The sequence below is a fragment of the Tolypothrix sp. VBCCA 56010 genome, assembly GCF_050875635.1.
In the GTDB taxonomy this organism is placed as follows: domain Bacteria; phylum Cyanobacteriota; class Cyanobacteriia; order Cyanobacteriales; family Nostocaceae; genus Hassallia.
Map to the genome: position 1 here is coordinate 1 of NZ_JBPAOH010000104.1, position 21,731 is coordinate 21,731.

Sequence of the window (21,731 nt, forward strand, 5' to 3'; positions counted from 1 at the left end):
GCGCCGTGCGGAGGTTCCCTCCGTTGAGGCGACTGGCGTGGACAAGGGGAGCCAGCGCCGTGCGGAGGTTCCCTCCGTTGAGGCGACTGGCGTGGACAAGGGGGACAATTTCTTTCTATTACCTATTACCTATTACCTATTCCCAATGCCCAATGCCCCATGCCCTAATTTCATCTACAATCCTTAATATGGATCTGCCTTCTTTCGTTTGGTTGTGGAAAATAGCAGCTTGGTCAATGGGGTTATCGCTGTTGGCTTATTTGTTGCTTGCGGTAACTGGGGTTTTGATGTTTCAGATGAGAACTTCCCGACATCTGTCTTTTATGTCAGCGTTTGGGAGGGAAAATCAAAAAGTGCGCGATCTCCACTTTCTCATCGGTTGCTGCATGGTAAGTTTAGTGATGCTGCTGTTGGCGATCGGCATTGTAGGAACTTTCGGTCACTTTGGTTCTTTAGGACACTCCTCACACTTATTAGCTGGTTTGATAGTCGTAGCGTTAGTTTTAGTATCTGGTTTTAGTGCAACCCAAATTAGCGCGAGAAAATCTTGGGCTAGACCTTTACACATCGGGACGAATATTATTTTATTTATCGGCTTTGCTTGGGTATCCCTAACCGGTTGGATTGTAGTGCAAAAGTATTTACCGTAATCGTTTGACTTTCTAGCTGAATCATTTCGTTAGTATGTAATAAAAGCAAGCGATCGCTATTTCAGCCGTGACAGCATCAACTGATACCTCAACTTTCATTTTTCGTCTTTCTCCCTTAATTCGCATCACCCTGTTAAGCCTCTATATAGCCCTCACAGCACCATTACCTTTTTTATCCAAAGCAACAGCCTCACCCATACCCCCAGCATTATTGTGGGTAGGAATCAGCATCGGTTTTGTTGCCTTGTATGCAGTCTTAACCGAAAGAGTAATTTTAGACGACCAAGGAATTCAAGTTACTTACCCCGTTTGGGTTCCCCGCTTCTTTCGTAAAGGTTGGTCTTTACCTTGGTCGCAAGTCAAAGAATTAAAACCCCGTACCACAGGGCAAGGAGGTTTAGTTTATTACTTCCTCAGTCAAGACGGCAAAGCTTATTTACTACCGATGCGCGTGGCAGGATTTGCCCAATTAGTCCGCCAAGTACAAGCAAAAACCGGCATTGACACCACAGATGTCTACCCTCTAGCACAACCGTGGATGTACTTAGCCTTACTTATATCTACATTCTTCTTACTATTAGTTGATGCTTGGACTATCACCACAGCCTTGACATTGAGTAGCTTAAGTTAAATTTTCTTAACCTTTGCGCCTTTGCTCCTTTGCGTGAGATAAAGAAGAATTGATACCTACCGAATTTGCACTTGGATAATCCCAAACTAAAGCTAGAGCAAGTAAATCTATTTGCCAAACTGAAAACCCTTAAAAACAACCAACAAGGATATCCTATATTACAAGATATTTCCTTTGAGGTTACGAAAAGCGAATTTATTGCGATTATCGGGCTGACTGGTGCGGGCAAAACTTCATTATTACGCCTCATCAACCGCCTTGATGAACCGAGTAGCGGTAAAATCTATCTTGAAAATCAGGAATATCGGCAAATTCCCATCTTAGAGTTACGCGCTAATGTGACACTCGTACCGCAAGAAACCAAATTATTGGGAATGACAGTGACAGAAGCGTTAGCTTACCCGTTAGTTTTGCGTGGTTTCGCCAAACAGACAATTCAGCAACGTGTCAGTTACTGGATAGAACAACTGCACATTCCCAATGATTGGTTAGGAAAAACTGAGGTACAACTTTCGGCAGGACAAAGACAATTAATAGCGATCGCTCGTGCTTTAGTTATCCAACCGAAAATTTTATTATTAGACGAGCCAACATCTTCTTTAGACATTGCCACGGCAGAGCGTTTAATGCAAGTCTTAACCCAGTTAACTCAAAGTCATCAAACCACCATTCTCATGGTAAATCACCAATTAGAGTTAGCTCAGATGTCTTGTACCCGCTTATTACACCTACAGCAAGGTCGCTTGTTAGCAAATCAAAAAGCCCTAGAGGTAGACTGGGTTAACTTACGTCAAAGTTTGACACAAGCACAAATTCAAGCAGATGAAGAATGGAGTTAGGTGTTGGTTGTTAGTTGTTGGTTGTTATTTGTTAGTTGTTGGTTGCTAGTTGTTAAGATTTATCACTATCCACTACCCACTATCTACTATCCACCATCCACCATCCACTATCCAGTAACCACCTCTCCTTCTGAAACTTGACTGCTAAGAGTTGAACGTTGATTAGTAAATCTCTCTTTCGCTAACTTTGCTTGTGATTGTGGCGGGTTGGCGTTTATAATTTCCATGTTAAAGCGATATCCAACATTGCGGATAGTTTGAATCAAACTGGGTTGTCGAGGATCGAGTTCAACTTTTTTCCGTAGTGATAAAACGTGAGTATCAATAGTACGTGGGTTGTCAATCGCATCGGGCCAAGCGCGACGTAGCAATTCTGTCCTACTTAAAGGTACTCCGCCTGCTTGCGCCAAAACATACAGTAAACTGAACTCTTGCGGTGTTAAATCGATAAATTCGCCTTGAAAGCGGACGCGACGCTGCACTAAATCGATTTGGATAGAGCCATAATCGAGATAAGCTGGCGCTACAGGTGCGCGTCTGCGGCGAATTAGTGCCTCTACCCGCGCTAGAAACTCTTGCATCCCAAAAGGTTTGCTGAGATAGTCATCTGCCCCAGCTTTCAAACCAGCGACGATATCAGCTTCATTAGTCCGGGCAGATAGCATTAAAATTAAAGGTTGTTGCTGACGGTGCAACCAACGGCAAAACTCAATGCCATCGCCATCAGGCAAATCGGCATCAAGAATAATTAGTGTTGGTTGTTGGCTGATAAAAACTTCCCTTGCTTGATAAATACTGGCGGCTTGATGCACGCGATACTCTAGTTGTTGCAAGTGCCAACCCAGCAACGACCTCAGATGGGGATTTCCCTCTATGATTTCAATACAAACCGATCCCACGGTGGCAATACCCCTTAGCGTCGATGACTTTCAAAGTAACAAAGCCAATGTCTAAGGTTTTGTAGCCCTTGTTACCTCCATTGCGATTAGCATAACTTTTTCTAATAAAAAAGTTGACAAGTAGGTAATTTATGCCTTGGCAAAGGTGAATTGGTAATCTTCTTAAATTTTTGTTAGAATTCCGGGAAAGTAAAATCTTCTAAGTTAAACATCTTGCTTTCTGTGCTGGTTGCTATTGACAAACTCTCATCTCAGCAAATAAGCTAACCCTTACCAAAGCTCTCTTTCAGCACAAATATGAAGAAGTATTCCATTTGGCAGATGAAATAAATGCTTACACCCCTCACTCAAGTCGAACTACTTTGAGAGAAAATCATAAGAATACTAAACTGGCAATCCGATTCTGCTTTTTCTGGAATAGGATCTAGTTAGACTGTAGCCAATAGGTAGTGATCCCCAAAGTAGAGTTATCATCTTCAATTTGATGTCAACCTGAAAGTAAGACTTCACATTTGCATGTGAATCATTTACAATTCTCATTCCAAAGAGATTTCTATCCTCAGTTATGCTTCAAGACACACAAACCATTCGCTACTACCAAAGACTTACCGACGCCTTCGTCGAGCTATGGAATCGCGGTTATCGGACGGATGATATGCGGATGTATTTGGATGGATATCTAGCCGCCCTGCGACATAGTAACACTATTGAACCTTATTTGATTCATCGTTTAGAGGAGGAAGCCAGCCGCTACTTGTACGATGGCTCAAACTTTGTCATGACCCAACCCGAGCCAGAACGACAACACGATTACTACTAATACCCTTTTAAAGCTAATCGTTAGTAACCGTTAATCAACGCTGATAATTATAACATATTATCGGCATTGGTCAATGGGCAATATTGGTCTGGATGGCACAAATTGTATTGAGAAAAAATATTCCTTCAGTCTTGTGTGGTAAGCCCACATAAGGCTGAAGGAATTTTAGAACAAGCGCGTTCCGCAATGGTTAAGTACTCGGCAACGCGATCGCTTTCGCGTTTAAATCCAGGGGTATGAGACTGCTGCCAAATAAAAAGCGATCGCCTCATACGCATCACACATACCAAAGACGTTTTGGTTTACGAAGCTAAAGCAACTTCCACCATTTGCTGCAATTCGCCTTTTTGGTACAATTCAATCAAAATATCAGAACCGCCGACGAATTGACCATCAATATAGACTTGGGGAATTGTGGGCCAATTAGAATATTCTTTAATTCCCTGACGGATTTCTGGGTCAGCGAGAATGTCAAGCGTCTCAAAGGGAACTCCCAAAGTATTGAGAATCTGTACAACATTGTTGGAGAAACCGCACTGAGGCATCAACTTGGTTCCCTTCATGAAAACCATAATCTTGTTTTGGCTTACCAAGTTGTCAATTTTATCTTTAACTTCTGGTGTCATGTTCTTTCGGTTTCCTATTATGGGTTCAAGAGTGAGGAATAAAAACTTAGGAGTCAGAAATAAGGAGTGAGGAAGTAAAAATCTTTTTTCAACTCATAACTCCTAACTGATAACTGATAACTCCTAACTTTACGAAGCGGCTGTTGTCTGCCAAGACTCAGGAGTATACGTTTTGAGTGCTAAGGCATGAATTGAATCATTTGACATGGCTTGCTGCAAAGCACGATAAATTAACTGATGTTGTTGCACCAGCCCCTTGCCTGCAAACTGCGATGAAACTACAGTGACTTGATAGTGGTCTCCACCACCAGTCAAGTCTTGCACCTGAACTTGGGCATCTGGCAGTTCCGCCTTAATCATTGCCTCAACTTGCTGCGGACTAATCATCGCCATTCCTGAAAAACTTCTGTTTCTATTATTAACAACAAATACCTGTCGCTTACCTTTGCCAATATAAGATTTTAGCAATGGTTAGCACACGCCCAAAGCGATCGCCCACTTTTTAAGAACGCCATGTCATGGCACATAACCCCATCCTAGCATTGGCGGTTCAGGAGAGGGCGATGAGGAGAAAAGAATAATTAACGAAAAAAGAGTTTTTATTTTTTGGGAGAAGAGGAACTATTACCAGTGCGGGGAGAGGGGGAGGAGGGTGAACTACTACCAGTGCGAGGATAAGGAGAATCCACAAAACCTAACTCTAATAACTGCTGGTAAGCCTTCTTACCTAATTCTCGCGTTGGGTTTTGAGAGCGAATAATCTGAACCAGCAAAGGCACAGCTAATTCTGGTTGATTTTGCGCCCGATGTACCAGCGCTAGCTGATAGGTGGATTCATCTCGCATTTGAGCAGTTTCTAGCGCCTTTTTTCGTAGGGAATCAGAAATTCTGTTATCAATTCCCGAAAAGCTAGAATTCAAGTCTTGATAAAAATTAGATAGCTGGTTAAAAACCTGACGTGCTTCCTGGAGTTTCTTCGCAGCAGTAGCATAGTTTTGAGAACCAACTGCACTACTTGCCTCACTCATCAGACGCTTGCCCCCCTCAATGCTTAAAAAGGTACCATTTGGTGCAGTAGGACGGAGATTGTTCGGGTCGTCGGGGTTGATAGGTTGTGCTTGGTTAGGATTGCTTGGTAACTTGATTACCTGGGCATTCACAGGCGATAGCAAGCTGAGGGTTGCTAGGAATGATAAACAAGTGAAGCGAATTAAAGGAATTGCAGCAAAGTTCATTCTTATAAATTGGCGCGACAATTACACACAATAAGTATGGAAACTTCGGGTATCTTAACTCTGTTTTGGTCTCTGATAAAAGCAAAGCTACATACTAAGTTTCTTTGTTTTAGACTAAACATTGGTGTAATCGAGTTCCCGCACGCCACCGTATAGGGGACTGGGGACTGGGAGACAAGGAGACAAGGAGACAAGGAGACAAGGGGAAATTTACTCCTGAAATTACCCATTACCCATTGCCCATTGCCCATTGCCCATTACCCATTACCCATTACCCATTACCCAATGCTCGAATTCATAACATATGACTAAGAATTAGGAACTTCAGCAAATCTGTGATTAATTATCTCTGATTCGTGATGGCTTAATTGTTGCAGCATTTTTGCTAAATCACCTGTCAGGCGTTTAGCATCTTGTTTCACGCAACCATGAGTGTAATCTGCTACTGATAGCGGGGAACCAATATGGATGCTAACATCCGTACCCCAGTTCGGATAAGGTTGGCTGTAATTAATATTGATCGGGACAATTTTCACCCCCAGTCCTGGGTGACTAGATTCAGCACTCAAAGCCAAACGTGCAATTCCCGGCTTTAATGGGTGAACTTCACCATCACGATAAATCCCACCTTCGGGAAAAATAACCAAGGTTTTTCCTTGCTGGAGTAGTTCAACACCGTGCCGCAAAGTGCTAATTGACGGGCGTTTAGGATCTACAGGAAACCCACCTAAACGTCTGACAAACCAGCCTTGAAACCCTTGACATTCACTGATTGTTACCATGAAACGCAAATCTCGACCTGCCACACAGCAACTAGCAGCGTAGGGTACTAGCAATGCATCCCAACGTGCCCGATGGGTGGGAGCGAGGATAATTGGACCCGTGGTGGGCATATGTTCTTCGCCGACGATCCTGATTTGACGAAAGAAGAACGGTAAAAGGAAATGACGCCCTAACACATACGCCAAGGGAGTTAACCAAGGAGAAACTTGAGAGGTCGTAGGAGCCAATTTAGCAATTGTTTGTGAATTGGCAGATGTTTTCTGGCAAATATTAGCGGAAGTGTGAAGTTCCATCATCACGGTGGCTGCTGATTGTCGGGTCAATTGTCATCAAAGCTATGTTAGATACACCGTAGATTCTCTTTTTTAATTTGTGTCACACCTACCGGACAGTTTTACCTCTGTCCGTTAGATTTTGCTACTTCGACGCACTTCAAACCAGGTTTGCAACTGTTGACGACTCTTAGACTCTTCAATGCCTGCGATTACACGCAAGCGGTGATTAGAAGCGGCGCTATCAGGTATGTTAGCAACGGTACGAATTGAGCCAGTTTTTGGATCGTCCACGCTATAGACAAGAAGTCCTAAACGTGCTTGTACAATAGCACCCGCACACATCGGGCAAGGTTCTAAAGTTACGTAGAGAGTGCATTCGTTGAGACGCCAGCTTTGCAAGATTTTCGCAGCTGACCTAATGGCGATAATTTCTGCATGAGCTGTGGGGTCTTTGTCGCGTTCTTTTCGATTTTCACCCCCTGCAATCAAGTTTCCAAATGAATCAATTATAACAGCGCCTACGGGAACTTCTCCCGCATTACCTGCTGCTTGTGCGAATTCTAGAGCATGAGTCATCCATTGTCTATGTATAAGATATTCTGAGTATTCAGTTAACATATTCTTATTTAAAGGGGCATAGGGCATGGGGCATGGGGTATGGGGCATAGAAAGAGATTTGGTTTTATTCCCATTGCCCATTGCCCATTGCCCAATGCCCCATGCCCTAAACAGCAACTTGGGTGAGAAGAGTATCAAGTTGACCTTGGGTATCTAGCTGATAAATGTCATCACAGCCGCCAATGTGCTGATTATTGATAAAAATCTGCGGTACGCTACGGCGCCCGTTGGCACGTTCAGCCATTTTCGCTCTGGCTGCTTCGTCACCGTCGATTTTGTATTCGGTGAAGTTGACACCTTTCCACCACAGCAGCATCTTGGCACGGATGCAATAAGGGCAAGTTTGCCAGGTGTAAATTTCCACGTTTGCCTTAACTCGTTCTGGGTGGCGACCTAAAAGGGGGTTGAGAAAGTTCAGCATATTTTTATGTTATGGATTTTGGTAATTTTTTTCTAGCTTAACTATTAGCTAATTAACGTGTTTTGCTTGACAAACGCGCAAAAGTAGATTTCCACCACGTTGAAATTCATAAGGTACTTGCTTGATTTCAACTACATATCCCTGCTGTTGTAATTCGCTCAGTACTGGATGTAATAAAGGGGAGGGTTCGCCGGAGATGTTTAATAGAGGAAAAATTCTGGCTTCTTTGGCGACTCGACACATTTCGGCGATCGCCTCTATATGAAATTCTGCGGAAAATTGGTCAGAATAGGTAAACAAAAAATGAGAACACAACGCCAATTCAAACTGATTTGCCTGAAATGGTAGCACAGGCAAACCATCGGTTAAATAGCGTTTTTCCTCTAATCCTGTGGGAAAATCTTCTAAAAACTGATGCATTGCTGCCATGCGAATTTCGCCTAACTTTGCCGGAGATTCAATCTCTATCCAAAGGTAGTTGTGTTGATTGTTCTCAATTCCATTCATAATCAACGAATAGGTCTGTTGAATGCGTTTGGCAATCTCGCTGACGGAGAACTGATAAATTGGATCGCAAGAAACTACTTGATATCCTTGACTATTCATTTCGGCGTTGAAGCTGGCAGGACCTCCAGCACAATCAATAATTTTTAAGTTGAGGTCAGAACCTTTCAGGTGAAACATTCTGACATATTCCGTCATCGAACGTCCCCAAGGGACGACTTTTTCAAGTTTTAAACCCACGGGTGTTTCTACCTCTTGATAAAAATGATTTATGATTTAAAAATTCATTACTGATAAGATTATCAGTAAATCAAGACAGATTTCGTCACTATACTTATAATCATGCGTAATATAAACATTCGGGAATTGAATGTTATCTCGCTGGGAAATTTCTGCTGGGTGCAGCTTTTGTATTTATAAAGCGGCTTTCGATTGAACAAAAATACTTGGTAGCAGAAGTTGGCGCGATCGCGCTTATTGCTGAAGTTCCTTCAACACTCAAAATATAAGTACCCACAAGTGCCAATTTTGACAGGTATAAAACATTTAGCAGCAAAACTTAACACAGAAGCAAGTCAAGACTATTTTCCAGGTGTATCCGCCCTTTGGTAGACTTGAAAACTGAAATCATTGATAAAACTACGCAAAGTCAAGCAATCTTAGAGGGCATTTGTGGAAAATACACTTGGTTTAGAAATTATTGAAGTTGTTGAACAAGCGGCGATCGCCTCCGCACGTTGGATGGGCAAGGGCGAAAAAAACACCGCTGACCAAGTGGCTGTAGAAGCCATGCGGGAACGGATGAACAAGATTTACATGCGCGGTCGCATCGTTATCGGCGAAGGCGAACGCGATGATGCCCCGATGCTGTATATCGGGGAAGAAGTAGGTATCTGCTCTCGTGAAGATGCCAAAGACTTCTGTAACCCAGATGAATTAGTAGAAATTGATATCGCTGTTGACCCCTGCGAAGGTACTAACCTGGTAGCTTACGGACAACCCGGTTCGATGGCTGTCTTGGCAATTTCCCAAAAAGGTGGATTATTTGCTGCACCTGACTTCTACATGAAGAAACTAGCAGCACCTCCAGCCGCAAAGGGCAAAGTAGACATCAACAAGTCAGCAACGGAAAACCTGAAGATTCTCTCTGAGTGTCTAGACCGCTCTATTGAGGAACTTGTGGTAGTAGTCATGAAGCGCGAACGCCACAACGATTTGATTAAAGAAATCCGCGATGCCGGCGCGAGAGTGCAATTAATTTCCGATGGTGACGTGGGTGCAGCCGTATCCTGTGGTTTTGCCGGCACTAACATTCATTGTTTAATGGGTATTGGCGCGGCTCCTGAAGGTGTAATATCCGCCGCTGCAATGCGTGCTATGGGTGGACACTTTCAAGGTCAATTGATCTACGATCCAGAAGTAGTGAAAACAGGTTTGATTGGTGAAAGCAAACAAGCCAACATTGAGCGGATGAATTCTATGGGTATCACTGACCTGGATAAGGTCTACGATGCTCATGAACTGGCATCTGGTGAAACTGTGCTGTTCGCTGCTTGCGGTATCACAAGTGGTAACTTAATGCAAGGTGTTCGCTTCTTCCACGGTGGGGCAAGAACTCAAAGCTTAGTTATTTCCAGCCAGTCAAAAACAGCTCGTTTTGTGGATACGATTCACATGTCTGGCGATTCTAAGGTTGTGCAACTGCATTAGGGATTAGGGAATTGGGTATTGGGCATGGGGCATGGGGCATGGGGCATGGGGCATAAAAAGAATTTTTCCCGAATCTAATTCGCAATGCCCATTGCCCATTGCCCATGCCCATTGCCCATTGCCCATTGCCCCATGCCCCATGCCCCATTTCCCAATCCCCATTTAGCAATTACGATTTAACATATGCATATAGCAGTGGTGGGGTTAAGCCATAAAACAGCCCCAGTAGAAGTCCGGGAAAAGCTGAGTATTCCAGAACCACAAACTGAAAGCGCGATCGCTCACTTAGCTAGCTATCCTCATATTCAAGAAGTCGCAATCCTCAGCACTTGTAACCGTCTGGAAATTTACATCGTTACCCCAGAAACCGAACAGGGTATTCGAGAAGTTAATCAGTTTCTTTCTGAATACAGCAAGTTGCCTGCTGCATCTCTGCGACAACACTTGTTTATGTTGCTGCACCAAGATGCGGTAATGCATCTGATGCGGGTTTCAGCAGGTTTAGATAGTCTGGTGCTGGGAGAAGGGCAAATTCTGGCTCAGGTGAAGCATACTCACAAACTGGGACAGCAATATAACGGTATTAAAACGATTTTGAATCGATTATTTAAACAAGCCCTAACAGCAGGCAAGCGGGTTCGGACTGAAACTAGCATTGGTACTGGTGCAGTCTCTATCAGTTCGGCAGCTGTAGAACTAGCACAAATGAAAGTGCAAAATTTAGCGGCTTGTCGAGTAGCAATTCTCGGTGCTGGGAAAATGTCACGGTTACTTGTGCAACACTTAATCTCGAAAGGTGCTGCGAAAATTTGCATTTTAAATCGCTCTATCGAACGTGCCGCAGAATTGGCACGGCAGTATCCCGACCAAAATATTCAAATTCATCCCATGTCGGCAATGATATCAGTGATTGCCGATAGTGATTTAGTGTTTACAAGTACTTCTGCGACCGAGCCGATACTTGACCGCGCTAAATTAGAAATGGTTTTAGCACCGAACCAGCCTTTAATGTTATTTGATATTTCCGTGCCTCGTAACGTCCATGCGGACGTGAATGAGGTGGAAAACGTACAAGCGTTCAATGTGGATGATTTGAAGGCGGTGGTGGCGCAAAACTACGAAAGCCGTCGCAAGATGGCGCAGGAGGCAGAAGTTTTACTAGACGAAGAAGTGGAAGCCTTTGATATTTGGTGGCGCAGTTTAGAAACTGTCACAACCATCAGCTGTCTGCGGAATAAAATCGAAACCATTCGCGAACAAGAATTAGAAAAAGCTTTATCGCGATTGGGTTCAGAATTCGGCGACAAACATCAGGAAATCATCGAGGCTCTAACACGAGGAATTGTTAATAAAATTTTACACGACCCGATGGTGCAGTTACGCGCTCAACAAGATGTTGATGCGAGACGCCGTTGTATGCAAACTCTGCAAATGTTGTTTAATTTAGATGCAGGTGAGCAGTTTAGTTAAACTGATTTGAGATTTTGGATGGAAAATTTAAGATAGAAATCAATCCAAAATCAGCAAGATGAAACGTACTTTTAGAGTATTTGTACTGCTGGGTTTGTGGCTGTTATTTGATTTAGCCTCACACCTAGCAGCAGAAATTCTTTGGTTTGATGAAGTTGGATATTTACAAGTATTCTGGTTGCGCTTGTTGACGCAACTGGGGTTGTGCGCGATCGCTTTTTTCACTTCCGCAGGTTTTTTGCTGTTTAACTTGGCTATAGCCAATCGGGGAGTGGGGGAGAGGGGGAGTGGGGGACAAGGGGGACAAGGGGGACAATGGGGACAAGGGGGACAAGGGGGACAAGGGGGAGAACTCCTAACTCCTAACTCCTCACTCCTAACTCCCCCACTCCCCACTCCCCACTCCCCACTCCCCACTCCCCCAAAACTGAGTTTGCGTTTTCTCTTACCGGTGGTGTTAGGACTGAGTGCGCTGGTAGGATTGATTTTGATTTACTATTGTCAGGAAACCCTGAACTTTTGGCATTTTTTAGAAAAGTCTCTACTGAGTTCTTTTTACTCAAAACTCGGCACTCAAAACTCAGCACTTATATTGCTGCTGGGGTTAACAATTGCGATTTTGAGTAATTACCAGTTTTGCTTAAATGCGATCGCCTTACTCATCAGTTTACTTTTCGGTTTTCTGCTTTCGGCACGCTGGGATAAATTTCTACAGTATTTCCATAGCACTAATTTTCAACAAACTGAGCCATTATTTCACAAAGATATTAACTTTTATGTCTTCTCTCTACCTATTTGGGACTTGTTAGCATCTTGGTTGTTAGGACTACTTTTATACAGCACAGCATCAGTAGCATTAATTTATTTGCTATCAGGAAATAGTCTGAGTGAAGGTAGATTTAAAGGCTTTTCTGTATCGCAGCGACTGCATTTAAACGCTTTAACTAGCTTAGTGATGTTAGCGATCGCTTTTCATTATTACTTGCAGCGCTACCACCTTTTATATTCTACTGATAGTGTAAACTATGGCGCTAGTTACACCGCTGTCGAAATACAGTTACCAATTTACACCTGGTTGAGTTTTTTAGCAGTGGCGATCGCCATTTACCTGCTATTGCGAGTAATAGTTTTATCCAAAGCGAAAAAAACCAGCTTCAAATCGGTTCCTTACCCGCGTCAACTGATTTACGCTTTAGGAATTTATTTAATAATAGCGGCAATTTCTGGTAAAATATTACCTTCGGCAGTTCAACGCTTCATCGTTCAACCGAATGAACTCGCCCGCGAACGTCCATACATTCAGCGCACGATTGAACATACTCGACAGGCATTTAATTTAAATAACATTGAAGCGCGAACTTTTGACCCCAAAGGTGAACTAACAGCGGCGATTTTGCAAGAAAATGACCAGACGATTCGCAATATTCGTTTGTGGGATACACGTCCATTGCTAGAAACCAACCGTCAATTACAACAAATTCGACCTTATTACAAGTTCCCAGGTGCTGATATTGACCGCTATACCCTGAAGAAGGAGGGGGGGAGTGGGGGAGAGGGGGGACAAGGGGGACAGGGGGGACAAGGGGGAGAGGGGGAAGCTGGAAAGCTGAATGCTCAAGGTTTGACTGAGAAGCAACAGACGATTATTGCGGCGCGGGAACTAGATTATACGGCGGTTCCGCAGCAGGCGCAGACTTGGGTAAATAAACATTTAGTTTATACCCACGGTTACGGCTTTACACTTAGTCCGGTAAATACTGTAGTTTCTGGCGGCTTACCCGATTATTACGTTAAGGATATTGGAGTCGATCGCAGTAAAGGTTCTTTGCAGATATCGAATGAAGCAATTCGGGCAAGTATTCCGATTGGTGAACCGCGAATTTATTATGGTGAAATTACTAATACTTATGTAATGACAGGGACAACCAACCGAGAGTTGGACTATCCCAGCGGCAGCGAGAATGTGTATAACGTGTATGATGGACGCGGTGGAATAGCGATTGGTGCTAGGTGGCGACGGTTGTTATTTGCTGAGTATCTAAAAGATTGGCAAATGCTGCTGGCGCGAAATTTTCAGACGGAAACGAAGTTGTTGTTTCGGCGCAATATTTTAGAAAGAGTTCGGGCGATCGCTCCTTTTTTACGTTACGATAGCGATCCTTATTTAGTTGCAGCGGATGCGGGTGGAACTAATAGTATAGGAGAAAAAACTTATCTTTACTGGATTTTGGATGCTTACACTACAAGCGATCGCTATCCTTATTCCGACCCAGGAAAAAATAAATTTAACTACATCCGCAACTCTGTAAAAGTCGTTATTGATGCCTATAATGGCACTGTTAACTTCTACGTTGCCGATCCACAAGACCCAATTATCAACACTTTAGCGGCTATTTTTCCCAACCTGTTAAAACCTCTTTCTGTGATGCCAAATGCTCTCAAAAGTCATATCCGCTATCCGGTGGATTTGTTCAGCATTCAATCTGAACGTTTGCTAGCTTATCACATGATTGATCCACAGGTATTTTACAACCGCGAAGATTTGTGGCAGATACCCACCGAGATTTATGGAAGCGAACCGCGTCCCGTGGAGCCTTATTATCTAATTATGAAGCTGCCAACCGCTGCCACAGAAGAGTTTATTTTGCTGCTTCCTTTTACACCAACTCAACGCGCTAACTTAATCGCTTGGTTGGCTGCGCGTTCCGATCAAGAAGAATACGGTAAGTTACTACTTTATGAGTTTCCCAAACAGCAACTCATTTATGGACAAGAACAAATAGAAGCTTTGATTAACCAAGATCCGGTGATTTCTCAGCAGATTTCTTTGTGGAATCGCGCCGGTTCGCGAGCGATTCAGGGTAATTTGTTAGTAATTCCGATTGAGCAATCTCTTCTGTACGTTGAACCTCTGTATTTAGAAGCCGAACAAAATAGCCTGCCAACTTTAGTTAGGGTAATTGTAGTTTACCAAAACCGCATCGTTATGGCAGAAACTTTACAAAAGGCAATAGATGCCGTTTTCCAGTCTAAGACTCCAAATACACCTGCGATCGTCCGTCCTGTGGAGTAGTAATTCGTAGTAAGCGAGAAGAGCGCTTAAATAAGCGCTCTCTGCGCTTACTACAAGTCCCCAATTATGAAAAAAGAACAATTTCAGACATTATTACAATTTTTCAAAGCTTTAGCAGACGAAAGCCGATTGAAGATTTTGGGTATTTTGGCAAATCAGGAGTGTAGCGTTGAAGAATTAGCAGCGTTATTGCAACTGAAAGAACCGACTGTATCGCATCATTTAACGAAACTCAAGGAACTCAATTTAGTAACTATGCGTTCTGAGGGTAACAGCCACCTGTATCAGTTAGATAGCGAAGCTTTGCAAAGCATTAGTAAGGAAATTTTCACACCTGAGAAAATAGCATCCTTGGTTGAGGATGTTGATAATGAAGCGTGGGCAAACAAAGTATTAAAAACCTATCTAGAGGGTGATGTTTTTAACAATGAGTCTGTGCATCGTCTGAAAGAAATTCCTGCAAGCCGTAAAAAACGCTTAGTAATTCTCAAGTGGTTGGTAAGCAAATTTGAGATGGGAGTCAAATATTCAGAACCAGAGGTGAATGAAATTCTCAAGCGCTACCATCCTGACTGCGCTACTTTACGCCGAGAGTTCATTGGCTATCAGTTAATGCAGCGAGAAAATTCAGTCTATTGGCGCTTGACACCACCGTAAATATTTAGGACTTACGCACGCAGACATCGTAAGTAGCGGTAATTCATGAATTACCGCGACTGTATAATGTGCCTTACAATTATTTTTGCGTAAGTCCTAATATCTATTATCTTACACCCAAGCTTGAGTTTGACTCGGCGTGTACAGTTTGTATCTAGTTTATGGCAAAGGCAGAGCTAATTAGATATACTTCTAATTAGATGTATATCTAATTAGGACTTAAAAATGCAAAAAGAATCATTTCAGATTTTGCTGCGCTTTTTCAAAGCGTTGGCGGACGATAGTAGGTTAAAGATTGTGGGTATTTTGGCTAACCACGAGTGCAGTGTGGAAGAATTGGCGATGCTACTGCATCTCAAAGAACCAACGATATCCCATCATTTAACGAAATTAAACGAACTGAACTTAGTAAAAATGCGCTCCTCAAGTAATACTCAGTTATACAAACTTGATAGCGAAATTTTACAAAGCATCAGCAAGGAGATTTTTACATCTGTTGAGATGGCTTCTGTGGTTGAGGATGAGGAAACTCAAGTGTCGTCAAACAAAGTATTGAAAAATTATATATCGAGCGATCGCACCAACTCCCACCCACGTCTAAAAGAAATTCCTGCAAGTCGCAAAAAACGCTTAGTCATTCTTAAGTGGTTAGCAAACAACTTTGAAATGGGAGTCAACTACCCAGAACCGAAGGTAAATGAAATTCTCAAGCGCTACCACCCCGACTGCGCTACGTTGCGACGAGAATTGATTGGCTATCAATTGATGCAGCGAGAAAATGGAGTTTATTGGCGTCAGCTTGGATTATGAAAACCTTTGTAGAGACGTTCCGTCCGGAACGTCTCTACGATAAATTATTGTTACAAGCCGTAAAGCTCGCGCACTGCCCGCACTAAATCATCAGGTGTGCCAATATCCAAATAAGTACCATCGGGAAATGCTTCGGCTTCTACGTGAAAACCTTGTTGAATAGCAGCCTGAATTACATCGCCAATGGGTATTTCTGGTAACTTTGATAAGTTGCTGTAAGCGTTAAGAGTAATCAGATATTGATGCAAAAACTCTGTAAAAGTTGATTTCCAAACAGCAATACCCCACATATATTGCAAATTTGACTGCGGAGGTTTTTCGATAATTAAACGGACTCTACCTGTATCATCGAACTCAACCATACCAGCTTTCTGCGGTTTATCTGTGGGGAATAATCCCAAAACCACATCGGCATCACTTGCCTGTTGGCGTGCAATAATTAATTTAAAAGCATCTTCCGGCTGAAAGATAATATCAGGAAAACCCAAAGCTACCAACGCATCACCGACAAACGGATAAGCCTGATCTAAAGTGAAGGGGACACCATAAGGCAAATTCATAATTAAATAGCCCAAATTCATCGAAAGCATCTCACCATCGCCAAAATAGGCAGGAATGTCCCATTTACCCGATCGCAATATAAAATAAGCCTTATCAATTCCTGCGAGTTGCATTTTTTCTAGCAGATAGTGACAAACGACTTTTGGTCGTAAGTTGAATTCATCACCTACACACCGAAAGCCAATCGGATATAATTCTTTACTTACTGGTAAAGGTGAAATCCGGGTTGCGTGTCCACCTGCCGGTAACAATCCAATGATATGCGGCTTTTGTGAGCGATCGCTATTATTCATAAGTAATTAAAATTTAATTTTTTACGTAGTAAGCGCTCTTTGCGCTTTCTTTTTAAACGATAAGCTTACTACGAATATCCCTCTACTCACGAAGGGAAATTGTGAACAGAGGGAAAAGAAAGTTGATTAAGTTTTATTTCTAAACGGTAACTACTTGACAGAGACAGCATCAACATCAATAGTGTCGGCGTTAGAGGTAGAAGTCTCAGCAGTATTAGCCGCTGTGGTATCTACATCACCCTTACGGGCTTTAAAACCTTCAATCACTACTTGGGACATTTCCGTAACTAGTAGTGTCAAAAGGAAAACATCATCCAGTTCTCCCACAATTGGAAAGAAATCTGGCAGCACATCAAAGGGGCTAACAAAATAAAGCAGCGTTCCCAAAATAACCCACCAGCGGTATTTGGGGTTACGAAGTAAATTACGATACCAGTTGTAAACTGCTTGAATTGAGAAGTTCATGTTTTAGACCTCCAGTTAACTTTAATTTTGGCAAATTATGCCCTAAACTTCCTGTGGGAATAACCGCCCTAATTAGTGAGTGAAGACCTACTCTCAAGTAAGACCAAATTCTATCAAGTGATAGTTAACACAAGTCTTGGCTGTGGTGCATTAATCTTTAAAATTAAAATGCTTTGGGATAGTTGCACGCAGAATAAATGGAGGAAACCGAAAATAGTGGATATTTTAGATTTGATACACAAGGGCGGACCGGCGATGTGGCCTTTGCTTGCCCTGTCGGTTCTGTCTTTAAGCGTGATTTTCGAGCGTTTGTGGTTTTGGTTAAGAATATTAACGCAGGAAAAGGAAATAGTCGATCGCGTGCTGGATGCAGCCTGTGAAAATTGGGTAACAGCTAGAGATATTGCCAGACAAGCGACATCTCAGCCTATAGGACGCTTTCTTTTTGCGCCCTTAAACTTGCCCAAAACCGACACGGAAACGTTTAGACTGGCGCTGGAAGCAAGCGCAGAAGACGAATTAGCAGGGATGCGTCGGGGGGAAAAACTTTTAGAAGCTGTAATTGCCCTTGCGCCATTATTAGGATTGTTGGGTACGGTTTTGGGTTTGATTCAGGCTTTGCGATCTATTCGGATTGGCGATTTGGGAACCGCATCGACAGCGGGGGTGACTACTGGTATTGGAGAAGCGTTAATTGCTACAGCGGCTGGTCTGAGTGTGGCGATCGTTAGTCTGGCATTTTACCGTTTATTTCAAGGTTTTCTCGTTAACCAAGTTAAAGTCTTTCGCAAAGCGGGGAATGATATGGAATTGCTTTATCGGCAGTCACCGCCTGATTTTAGCAATAATCCACTAGAAAAAGCGCTGCCACCCGGTCGAGAGCGAGATTCTTCACGGGAAAAGTTCTCTGCACCCCGCAAAAGAGGTAGAAACAAATTTTCGGAAGTTCCTCCCCCCCCACCAACCGAATCTGATTCACATTCATCAGATCCAGAGCAATAGTCAATAATTCAAGTAAGGTGTGAAAATAAGACGATGAAAGTTAACCTGCATACTCCAGTTGAAGAAGTCCAAATTCAAATCATTCCCTTAATTGATGTCATTTTTTGTATCCTGACATTTTTTATTTTGGCGGCTTTGCAATTCACTCGACAAGAAGCGATTAATGTTAATTTGCCCGAAGCTAAAACAGGTACACCACTACCTAATACTTCAAATGCACAACTACAGTCTCAAGGGCAGATATTAACTTTGGGTATCGATGCGATCGGTCAAACTTCCCTAGATGGACAAACAATAAAACGAGAGCAATTAGCGGAGAGTTACAAAAATTATCTCAAGCAAAATCCTAATGGTATTTTGGCGTTGAAAGTTACTAAGTCAACGGCTTATAACGATGTTATGGAGATGGTAGATTTATGGAGACAACAGGGGGGTACTCAAATCTCTTTTGTAGTTCAACCTACTTTCTCATCGCCACCTGTTATCCCTCCTTTCGGTGTTAATCCCGGTGCTGCACCTGTACCAAATACCGCGCCAGTTGCTCCGATTAATCCACAAACCAACCCGAATTTCAATCTACCCCCAAATGCGCCTATTCAGCCTTTGCCCGGGCAAGGGTTTAATCCTGCCCCCAATGGCGTTTCGCCGATTTTCCCCCAAGTGCCAGCCCCCCAAGTGCCCGCAAAACAAGCAACTCCCGCGCCTGCTAAAAGGTGAGAGGGGTTATTGGGGACAAGGGGAGGACACTTCTGTGCGGGGGTTCCCCCCCGCCCGTGGAACGTGTCCACAGGACAAGGGAGACAAGGGGACAAGGGGAGTTTGTCTCCTCATCTCCTTTCATCTTCCCTTTTCCCAAAACCTAAAGATATACAGAATTAATCTTGCTTGGCAAAAATTCCTGCTAACTTACAGATAACTACTTAAGATTCAAATATCTTTTTATTAAGGGTATAAAGTTAGGAGTTAGGAATTAGGAATTAAAAGTTAAGAGTTAGGAGTTAAAAGCTAGGAGTTAGGAATTAGGAGTTGAAAATTATTAATAACTCTTAACTCATAACTCATAAATCATAACTCATCACTTTTAACTCCTAACTTCTAACTATTAATTATTCGTTGATAGATGGAGGAGTAACTTTAGTGGTTGATTGCTGTAAACGTTGTTCGCGTTTTTTGCGATCGGCTGAAAGCATATCTGCCATAACTACTAGTGCTTGCGCCATTTTATCTAGATTAGAACGGTATAAATCCAAATCTTTAGTGAGTTTGTCATTAGATAAATGTAAGCCACTAGCAACGCTTTTCAGTGCTTCAGTGCGCTGTTTTTCATCTTTGACTAATTCTGGATCTGACAGTTCTAATAAAGAAAATAAACCGATCGCAAACAAACGGCTATATTTAAAATTAGGATTGTTAGCGATCCGTACGAGTTGTTCAGCTAAGTCAGCATCTCGATCCGTAGGAGTCGTTTGGCTTAACCACCCAATTAAATCTTTGGACGCACAGCTTTGCGCTAAAGCTTGCAAACGGTGTGCATCTTGTCTGTAACGTTGCGGATCTTCCTCTATAGCCTGACACAGGGCATTAAAAATTGACTCTTTATCTTGTTCTGGCAGATAGCCTTGCATGAAGCGGTCGAATGTAGTGACGACGCCCAAGGCATAAATTGGATCGTAGCTAAAATCGGCATTTACTGACAGCAGATGCATTTCTACCATCAGTTCTTCCACCACTCGACGATAAATAGTATTTATCGGGCGCGTGTGGCGGTTATAGAATGTTCGCTTAGTATCAGAGACAGTACGGACGTTATTCACAAAGAAAATCTTTTGGGCGACGTATCTTTATTCTCTCGCTTCACGGCAACTTTGCCAAGTTGAGGTTTACACACGTATTGGCTGCTTGATTTGCGCTCCTTGACAATTATTTTTTAACACACCATAAGAGTTAGGAATCCTCAGCTGGACAAAACTATGCAAAAATTATGATACGTCATAATTGTGCATTAATATGAGCTTCTCGCCACAGTTAACTGCCTTAGCTGAATATTTGGCTGGTGAATTTGATAATCGCGCTCAAGCGATCGCCGATCCAGCTTGGTATGTTCACTTACGAATGTGGCTTAGACCTGTTGCTTTATTTTCAGAAGACAGTTTTACCCTGTTTGCTGAACAAGCTAATATTCTGAAATTAGATCAGCCTTACCGTCAGCGAATTATGCGGTTACAGCAAAAAGGTGACGCTGATGCTATCCAAGTCCAATATTATATGCCTAAAGATCCAGACACCTTAAAATGCGCTGGTCAAAACCCGGCTTTACTAAATACCCTCACACCAGACCAATTAAATTTACTACCAGGTTGCATTCTTTCTGTTAGGCAGCAAGAAATAAGTCCCAATTGCTACAAATTTACAGCTACTGCACCGCCAGACACTCGCTGTTGCTTTACTTATAGTGGCAATACCATCCAAGTATCCTTAGGGTTTGAAGCCACTAAAGACGAATTTTATAGCTACGACAAAGGAATTGACCCGGAAGGAAAAGCGACTTGGGGAGCGATTATGGGTCCTTATCGCTACACGAAGCGATCGCAATTATGAGTTATGAGTTATGAGTTATGAGTTATGAGTTTTTAGTTAACTCCTAACTCCTCACTCATAACTTTTTTTTAACTGGCGATGCTGCGAGGTACACCTTCTAAAGCTTCCTCTTCAGTTTCAAAGATTTCAAACACTGTATCCATCATCGTCACTTCAAACACCAGTTTTGCTTCTGGATGTACATTACAGATGCGGAAACTACCTTTTACTTTGTCAGCATCACGCATTCCCGCGACTAAAGATGTCAAACCAGAACTATCAATAAAATTCACTCCTCCAAGATTGACAACTACATGCCGACTTAGTTTAGAGATACATTCCTGTAACTTCAAGCGAAATTGCCAAGCTGTGGTAATATCTAGGCGACCGGATGGAGTTAAGACAATAACGGTATTGCCATCTTGAGTTGTATAAGTTTTTTGATCTATATGAATCACGCTCGCCTCCCATTGGCGCTTCTGTCAAATTGACATAGGCTGTATTTAGCGTTGGACTAGTGAGCCAAAAGATTTTTTAAAAGTAATCTTTATCACTTTGCTACTGATACACAGTTTAGAAGCTCATAGTGAAATAGTTGGCTCACCAATTGAAAAAAAACGTCCAATGCTTATGCTTGAGATTAACAAGCAACAGCCAAAACTGTCACTTTTTTTTGCTAAGTGCTTTCTCTCATAGTAGTTTAACTTACCAAAAGAGTGCTGAGTAGGGAGTGGGGAGTAGGGAGTGGGGAGTGGGAAGTGGGAGTGGGGAATGGTGAAGATGAGGAGAATTCTCATAACTCCTAACTCCTA

General features: G+C 42.7%; 25 protein-coding genes. 13 read left to right on the top strand and 12 right to left on the bottom strand.

The window, feature by feature from the left end; genetic code table 11:
- From AABK37_RS27730 to AABK37_RS27745, 4 genes are all read left to right on the top strand, one after another.
- A partial coding sequence (locus AABK37_RS27730; protein WP_432554724.1) for a hypothetical protein occupies window positions 1-187 on the top strand: 187 nt, incomplete at its 5' end.
- Between the two features lies 1 nt (window position 188).
- Complete coding sequence (locus tag AABK37_RS27735) at window positions 189-650, top strand: DUF4079 domain-containing protein (RefSeq protein WP_432554747.1); 462 nt, start codon at window positions 189-191, stop codon at window positions 648-650.
- Window positions 651-717: 67 nt separating this feature from the next.
- The gene (locus tag AABK37_RS27740) at window positions 718-1,281 is read left to right on the top strand and encodes a hypothetical protein (protein WP_432554725.1); all 564 of its coding nucleotides are present in this window, start codon (window positions 718-720) and stop codon (window positions 1,279-1,281) included.
- A gap of 71 nt (window positions 1,282-1,352) precedes the next feature.
- The gene (locus tag AABK37_RS27745; RefSeq protein ID WP_432554726.1) at window positions 1,353-2,120 is read left to right on the top strand and encodes an ABC transporter ATP-binding protein; all 768 of its coding nucleotides are present in this window, start codon (window positions 1,353-1,355) and stop codon (window positions 2,118-2,120) included.
- A 107-nt stretch (window positions 2,121-2,227) separates the two neighbouring features.
- On the opposite strand, the gene AABK37_RS27750 is transcribed toward AABK37_RS27745, so the two are convergent.
- Window positions 2,228-3,019, bottom strand: a complete 792-nt coding sequence (locus tag AABK37_RS27750; protein WP_039743778.1) for a response regulator — start codon at window positions 3,017-3,019, stop codon at window positions 2,228-2,230.
- A 565-nt stretch (window positions 3,020-3,584) separates the two neighbouring features.
- Between AABK37_RS27750 and AABK37_RS27755 the strand changes: the two genes are divergently transcribed.
- A complete protein-coding gene (locus AABK37_RS27755; protein ID WP_089130495.1) occupies window positions 3,585-3,839 on the top strand; it encodes a DUF6761 family protein in 255 nt (84 codons plus the stop codon).
- Between the two features lie 302 nt (window positions 3,840-4,141).
- Here AABK37_RS27755 and grxD read toward each other — a convergent pair whose 3' ends face one another.
- The 7 genes from grxD to AABK37_RS27790 all read right to left on the bottom strand — a co-directional run bounded on the left by grxD (window position 4,142) and on the right by AABK37_RS27790 (window position 8,541).
- Window positions 4,142-4,465 carry a Grx4 family monothiol glutaredoxin gene (gene grxD / locus AABK37_RS27760; RefSeq protein WP_039743774.1) on the bottom strand — a complete coding sequence of 108 codons (324 nt, stop codon included), beginning with the start codon at window positions 4,463-4,465 and terminating at the stop codon, window positions 4,142-4,144.
- A 129-nt stretch (window positions 4,466-4,594) separates the two neighbouring features.
- A complete protein-coding gene (locus tag AABK37_RS27765) occupies window positions 4,595-4,852 on the bottom strand; it encodes a BolA family protein (protein ID WP_432554748.1) in 258 nt (85 codons plus the stop codon).
- 212 nt (window positions 4,853-5,064) lie between these two features.
- Window positions 5,065-5,700 (bottom strand): hypothetical protein, encoded by a 636-nt coding sequence (locus tag AABK37_RS27770; protein WP_432554727.1) that lies wholly within the window; start codon window positions 5,698-5,700, stop codon window positions 5,065-5,067.
- A 308-nt stretch (window positions 5,701-6,008) separates the two neighbouring features.
- A complete protein-coding gene (locus AABK37_RS27775) occupies window positions 6,009-6,776 on the bottom strand; it encodes a lysophospholipid acyltransferase family protein (RefSeq protein ID WP_432554749.1) in 768 nt (255 codons plus the stop codon).
- A 114-nt stretch (window positions 6,777-6,890) separates the two neighbouring features.
- Window positions 6,891-7,376, bottom strand: coding sequence for a nucleoside deaminase (locus AABK37_RS27780; RefSeq protein WP_432554750.1), 486 nt, complete (start codon window positions 7,374-7,376; stop codon window positions 6,891-6,893).
- A 106-nt stretch (window positions 7,377-7,482) separates the two neighbouring features.
- Window positions 7,483-7,797: a glutaredoxin 3 gene (gene grxC / locus AABK37_RS27785; protein ID WP_432554728.1), complete on the bottom strand. Its 315-nt coding sequence runs from the start codon at window positions 7,795-7,797 to the stop codon at window positions 7,483-7,485.
- 48 nt (window positions 7,798-7,845) lie between these two features.
- The gene (locus AABK37_RS27790) at window positions 7,846-8,541 is read right to left on the bottom strand and encodes an SAM-dependent methyltransferase (RefSeq protein ID WP_432554729.1); all 696 of its coding nucleotides are present in this window, start codon (window positions 8,539-8,541) and stop codon (window positions 7,846-7,848) included.
- 432 nt (window positions 8,542-8,973) lie between these two features.
- Between AABK37_RS27790 and glpX the strand changes: the two genes are divergently transcribed.
- From glpX to AABK37_RS27815, 5 genes are all read left to right on the top strand, one after another.
- Window positions 8,974-10,011: a class II fructose-bisphosphatase gene (glpX, locus tag AABK37_RS27795; RefSeq protein WP_432554730.1), complete on the top strand. Its 1,038-nt coding sequence runs from the start codon at window positions 8,974-8,976 to the stop codon at window positions 10,009-10,011.
- A 183-nt stretch (window positions 10,012-10,194) separates the two neighbouring features.
- On the top strand, window positions 10,195-11,481 hold the full coding sequence (locus AABK37_RS27800) for a glutamyl-tRNA reductase (RefSeq protein WP_432554731.1): 1,287 nt from the start codon (window positions 10,195-10,197) through the stop codon (window positions 11,479-11,481).
- Window positions 11,482-11,539: 58 nt separating this feature from the next.
- Window positions 11,540-14,554: a UPF0182 family protein gene (locus tag AABK37_RS27805; RefSeq protein ID WP_432554732.1), complete on the top strand. Its 3,015-nt coding sequence runs from the start codon at window positions 11,540-11,542 to the stop codon at window positions 14,552-14,554.
- Between the two features lie 66 nt (window positions 14,555-14,620).
- Window positions 14,621-15,211 (top strand): metalloregulator ArsR/SmtB family transcription factor, encoded by a 591-nt coding sequence (locus AABK37_RS27810; RefSeq protein ID WP_432554733.1) that lies wholly within the window; start codon window positions 14,621-14,623, stop codon window positions 15,209-15,211.
- Between the two features lie 225 nt (window positions 15,212-15,436).
- A complete protein-coding gene (locus AABK37_RS27815; RefSeq protein WP_432554734.1) occupies window positions 15,437-16,021 on the top strand; it encodes a metalloregulator ArsR/SmtB family transcription factor in 585 nt (194 codons plus the stop codon).
- A gap of 50 nt (window positions 16,022-16,071) precedes the next feature.
- Here AABK37_RS27815 and AABK37_RS27820 read toward each other — a convergent pair whose 3' ends face one another.
- Window positions 16,072-16,875: a sugar phosphate nucleotidyltransferase gene (locus AABK37_RS27820; protein ID WP_432554735.1), complete on the bottom strand. Its 804-nt coding sequence runs from the start codon at window positions 16,873-16,875 to the stop codon at window positions 16,072-16,074.
- 150 nt (window positions 16,876-17,025) lie between these two features.
- Window positions 17,026-17,340 (bottom strand): YkvA family protein, encoded by a 315-nt coding sequence (locus AABK37_RS27825; protein WP_432554736.1) that lies wholly within the window; start codon window positions 17,338-17,340, stop codon window positions 17,026-17,028.
- A gap of 216 nt (window positions 17,341-17,556) precedes the next feature.
- Between AABK37_RS27825 and AABK37_RS27830 the strand changes: the two genes are divergently transcribed.
- Window positions 17,557-18,342, top strand: a complete 786-nt coding sequence (locus tag AABK37_RS27830; protein WP_432554737.1) for a MotA/TolQ/ExbB proton channel family protein — start codon at window positions 17,557-17,559, stop codon at window positions 18,340-18,342.
- Window positions 18,343-18,375: 33 nt separating this feature from the next.
- Entirely contained in the window at window positions 18,376-19,059 is a 684-nt protein-coding gene (locus AABK37_RS27835) for a biopolymer transporter ExbD (RefSeq protein ID WP_432554738.1), read from the top strand.
- A gap of 389 nt (window positions 19,060-19,448) precedes the next feature.
- Here the strand turns inward: AABK37_RS27835 and psb29 are convergent, their stop codons facing one another.
- Window positions 19,449-20,156: a photosystem II biogenesis protein Psp29 gene (psb29, locus tag AABK37_RS27840; protein WP_432554739.1), complete on the bottom strand. Its 708-nt coding sequence runs from the start codon at window positions 20,154-20,156 to the stop codon at window positions 19,449-19,451.
- Between the two features lie 193 nt (window positions 20,157-20,349).
- Between psb29 and AABK37_RS27845 the strand changes: the two genes are divergently transcribed.
- Complete coding sequence (locus AABK37_RS27845; protein ID WP_432554740.1) at window positions 20,350-20,940, top strand: chromophore lyase CpcT/CpeT; 591 nt, start codon at window positions 20,350-20,352, stop codon at window positions 20,938-20,940.
- 68 nt (window positions 20,941-21,008) lie between these two features.
- On the opposite strand, the gene AABK37_RS27850 is transcribed toward AABK37_RS27845, so the two are convergent.
- Window positions 21,009-21,377, bottom strand: a complete 369-nt coding sequence (locus AABK37_RS27850) for an STAS domain-containing protein (RefSeq protein WP_432554741.1) — start codon at window positions 21,375-21,377, stop codon at window positions 21,009-21,011.
- Window positions 21,378-21,731: the final 354 nt, after the last annotated feature.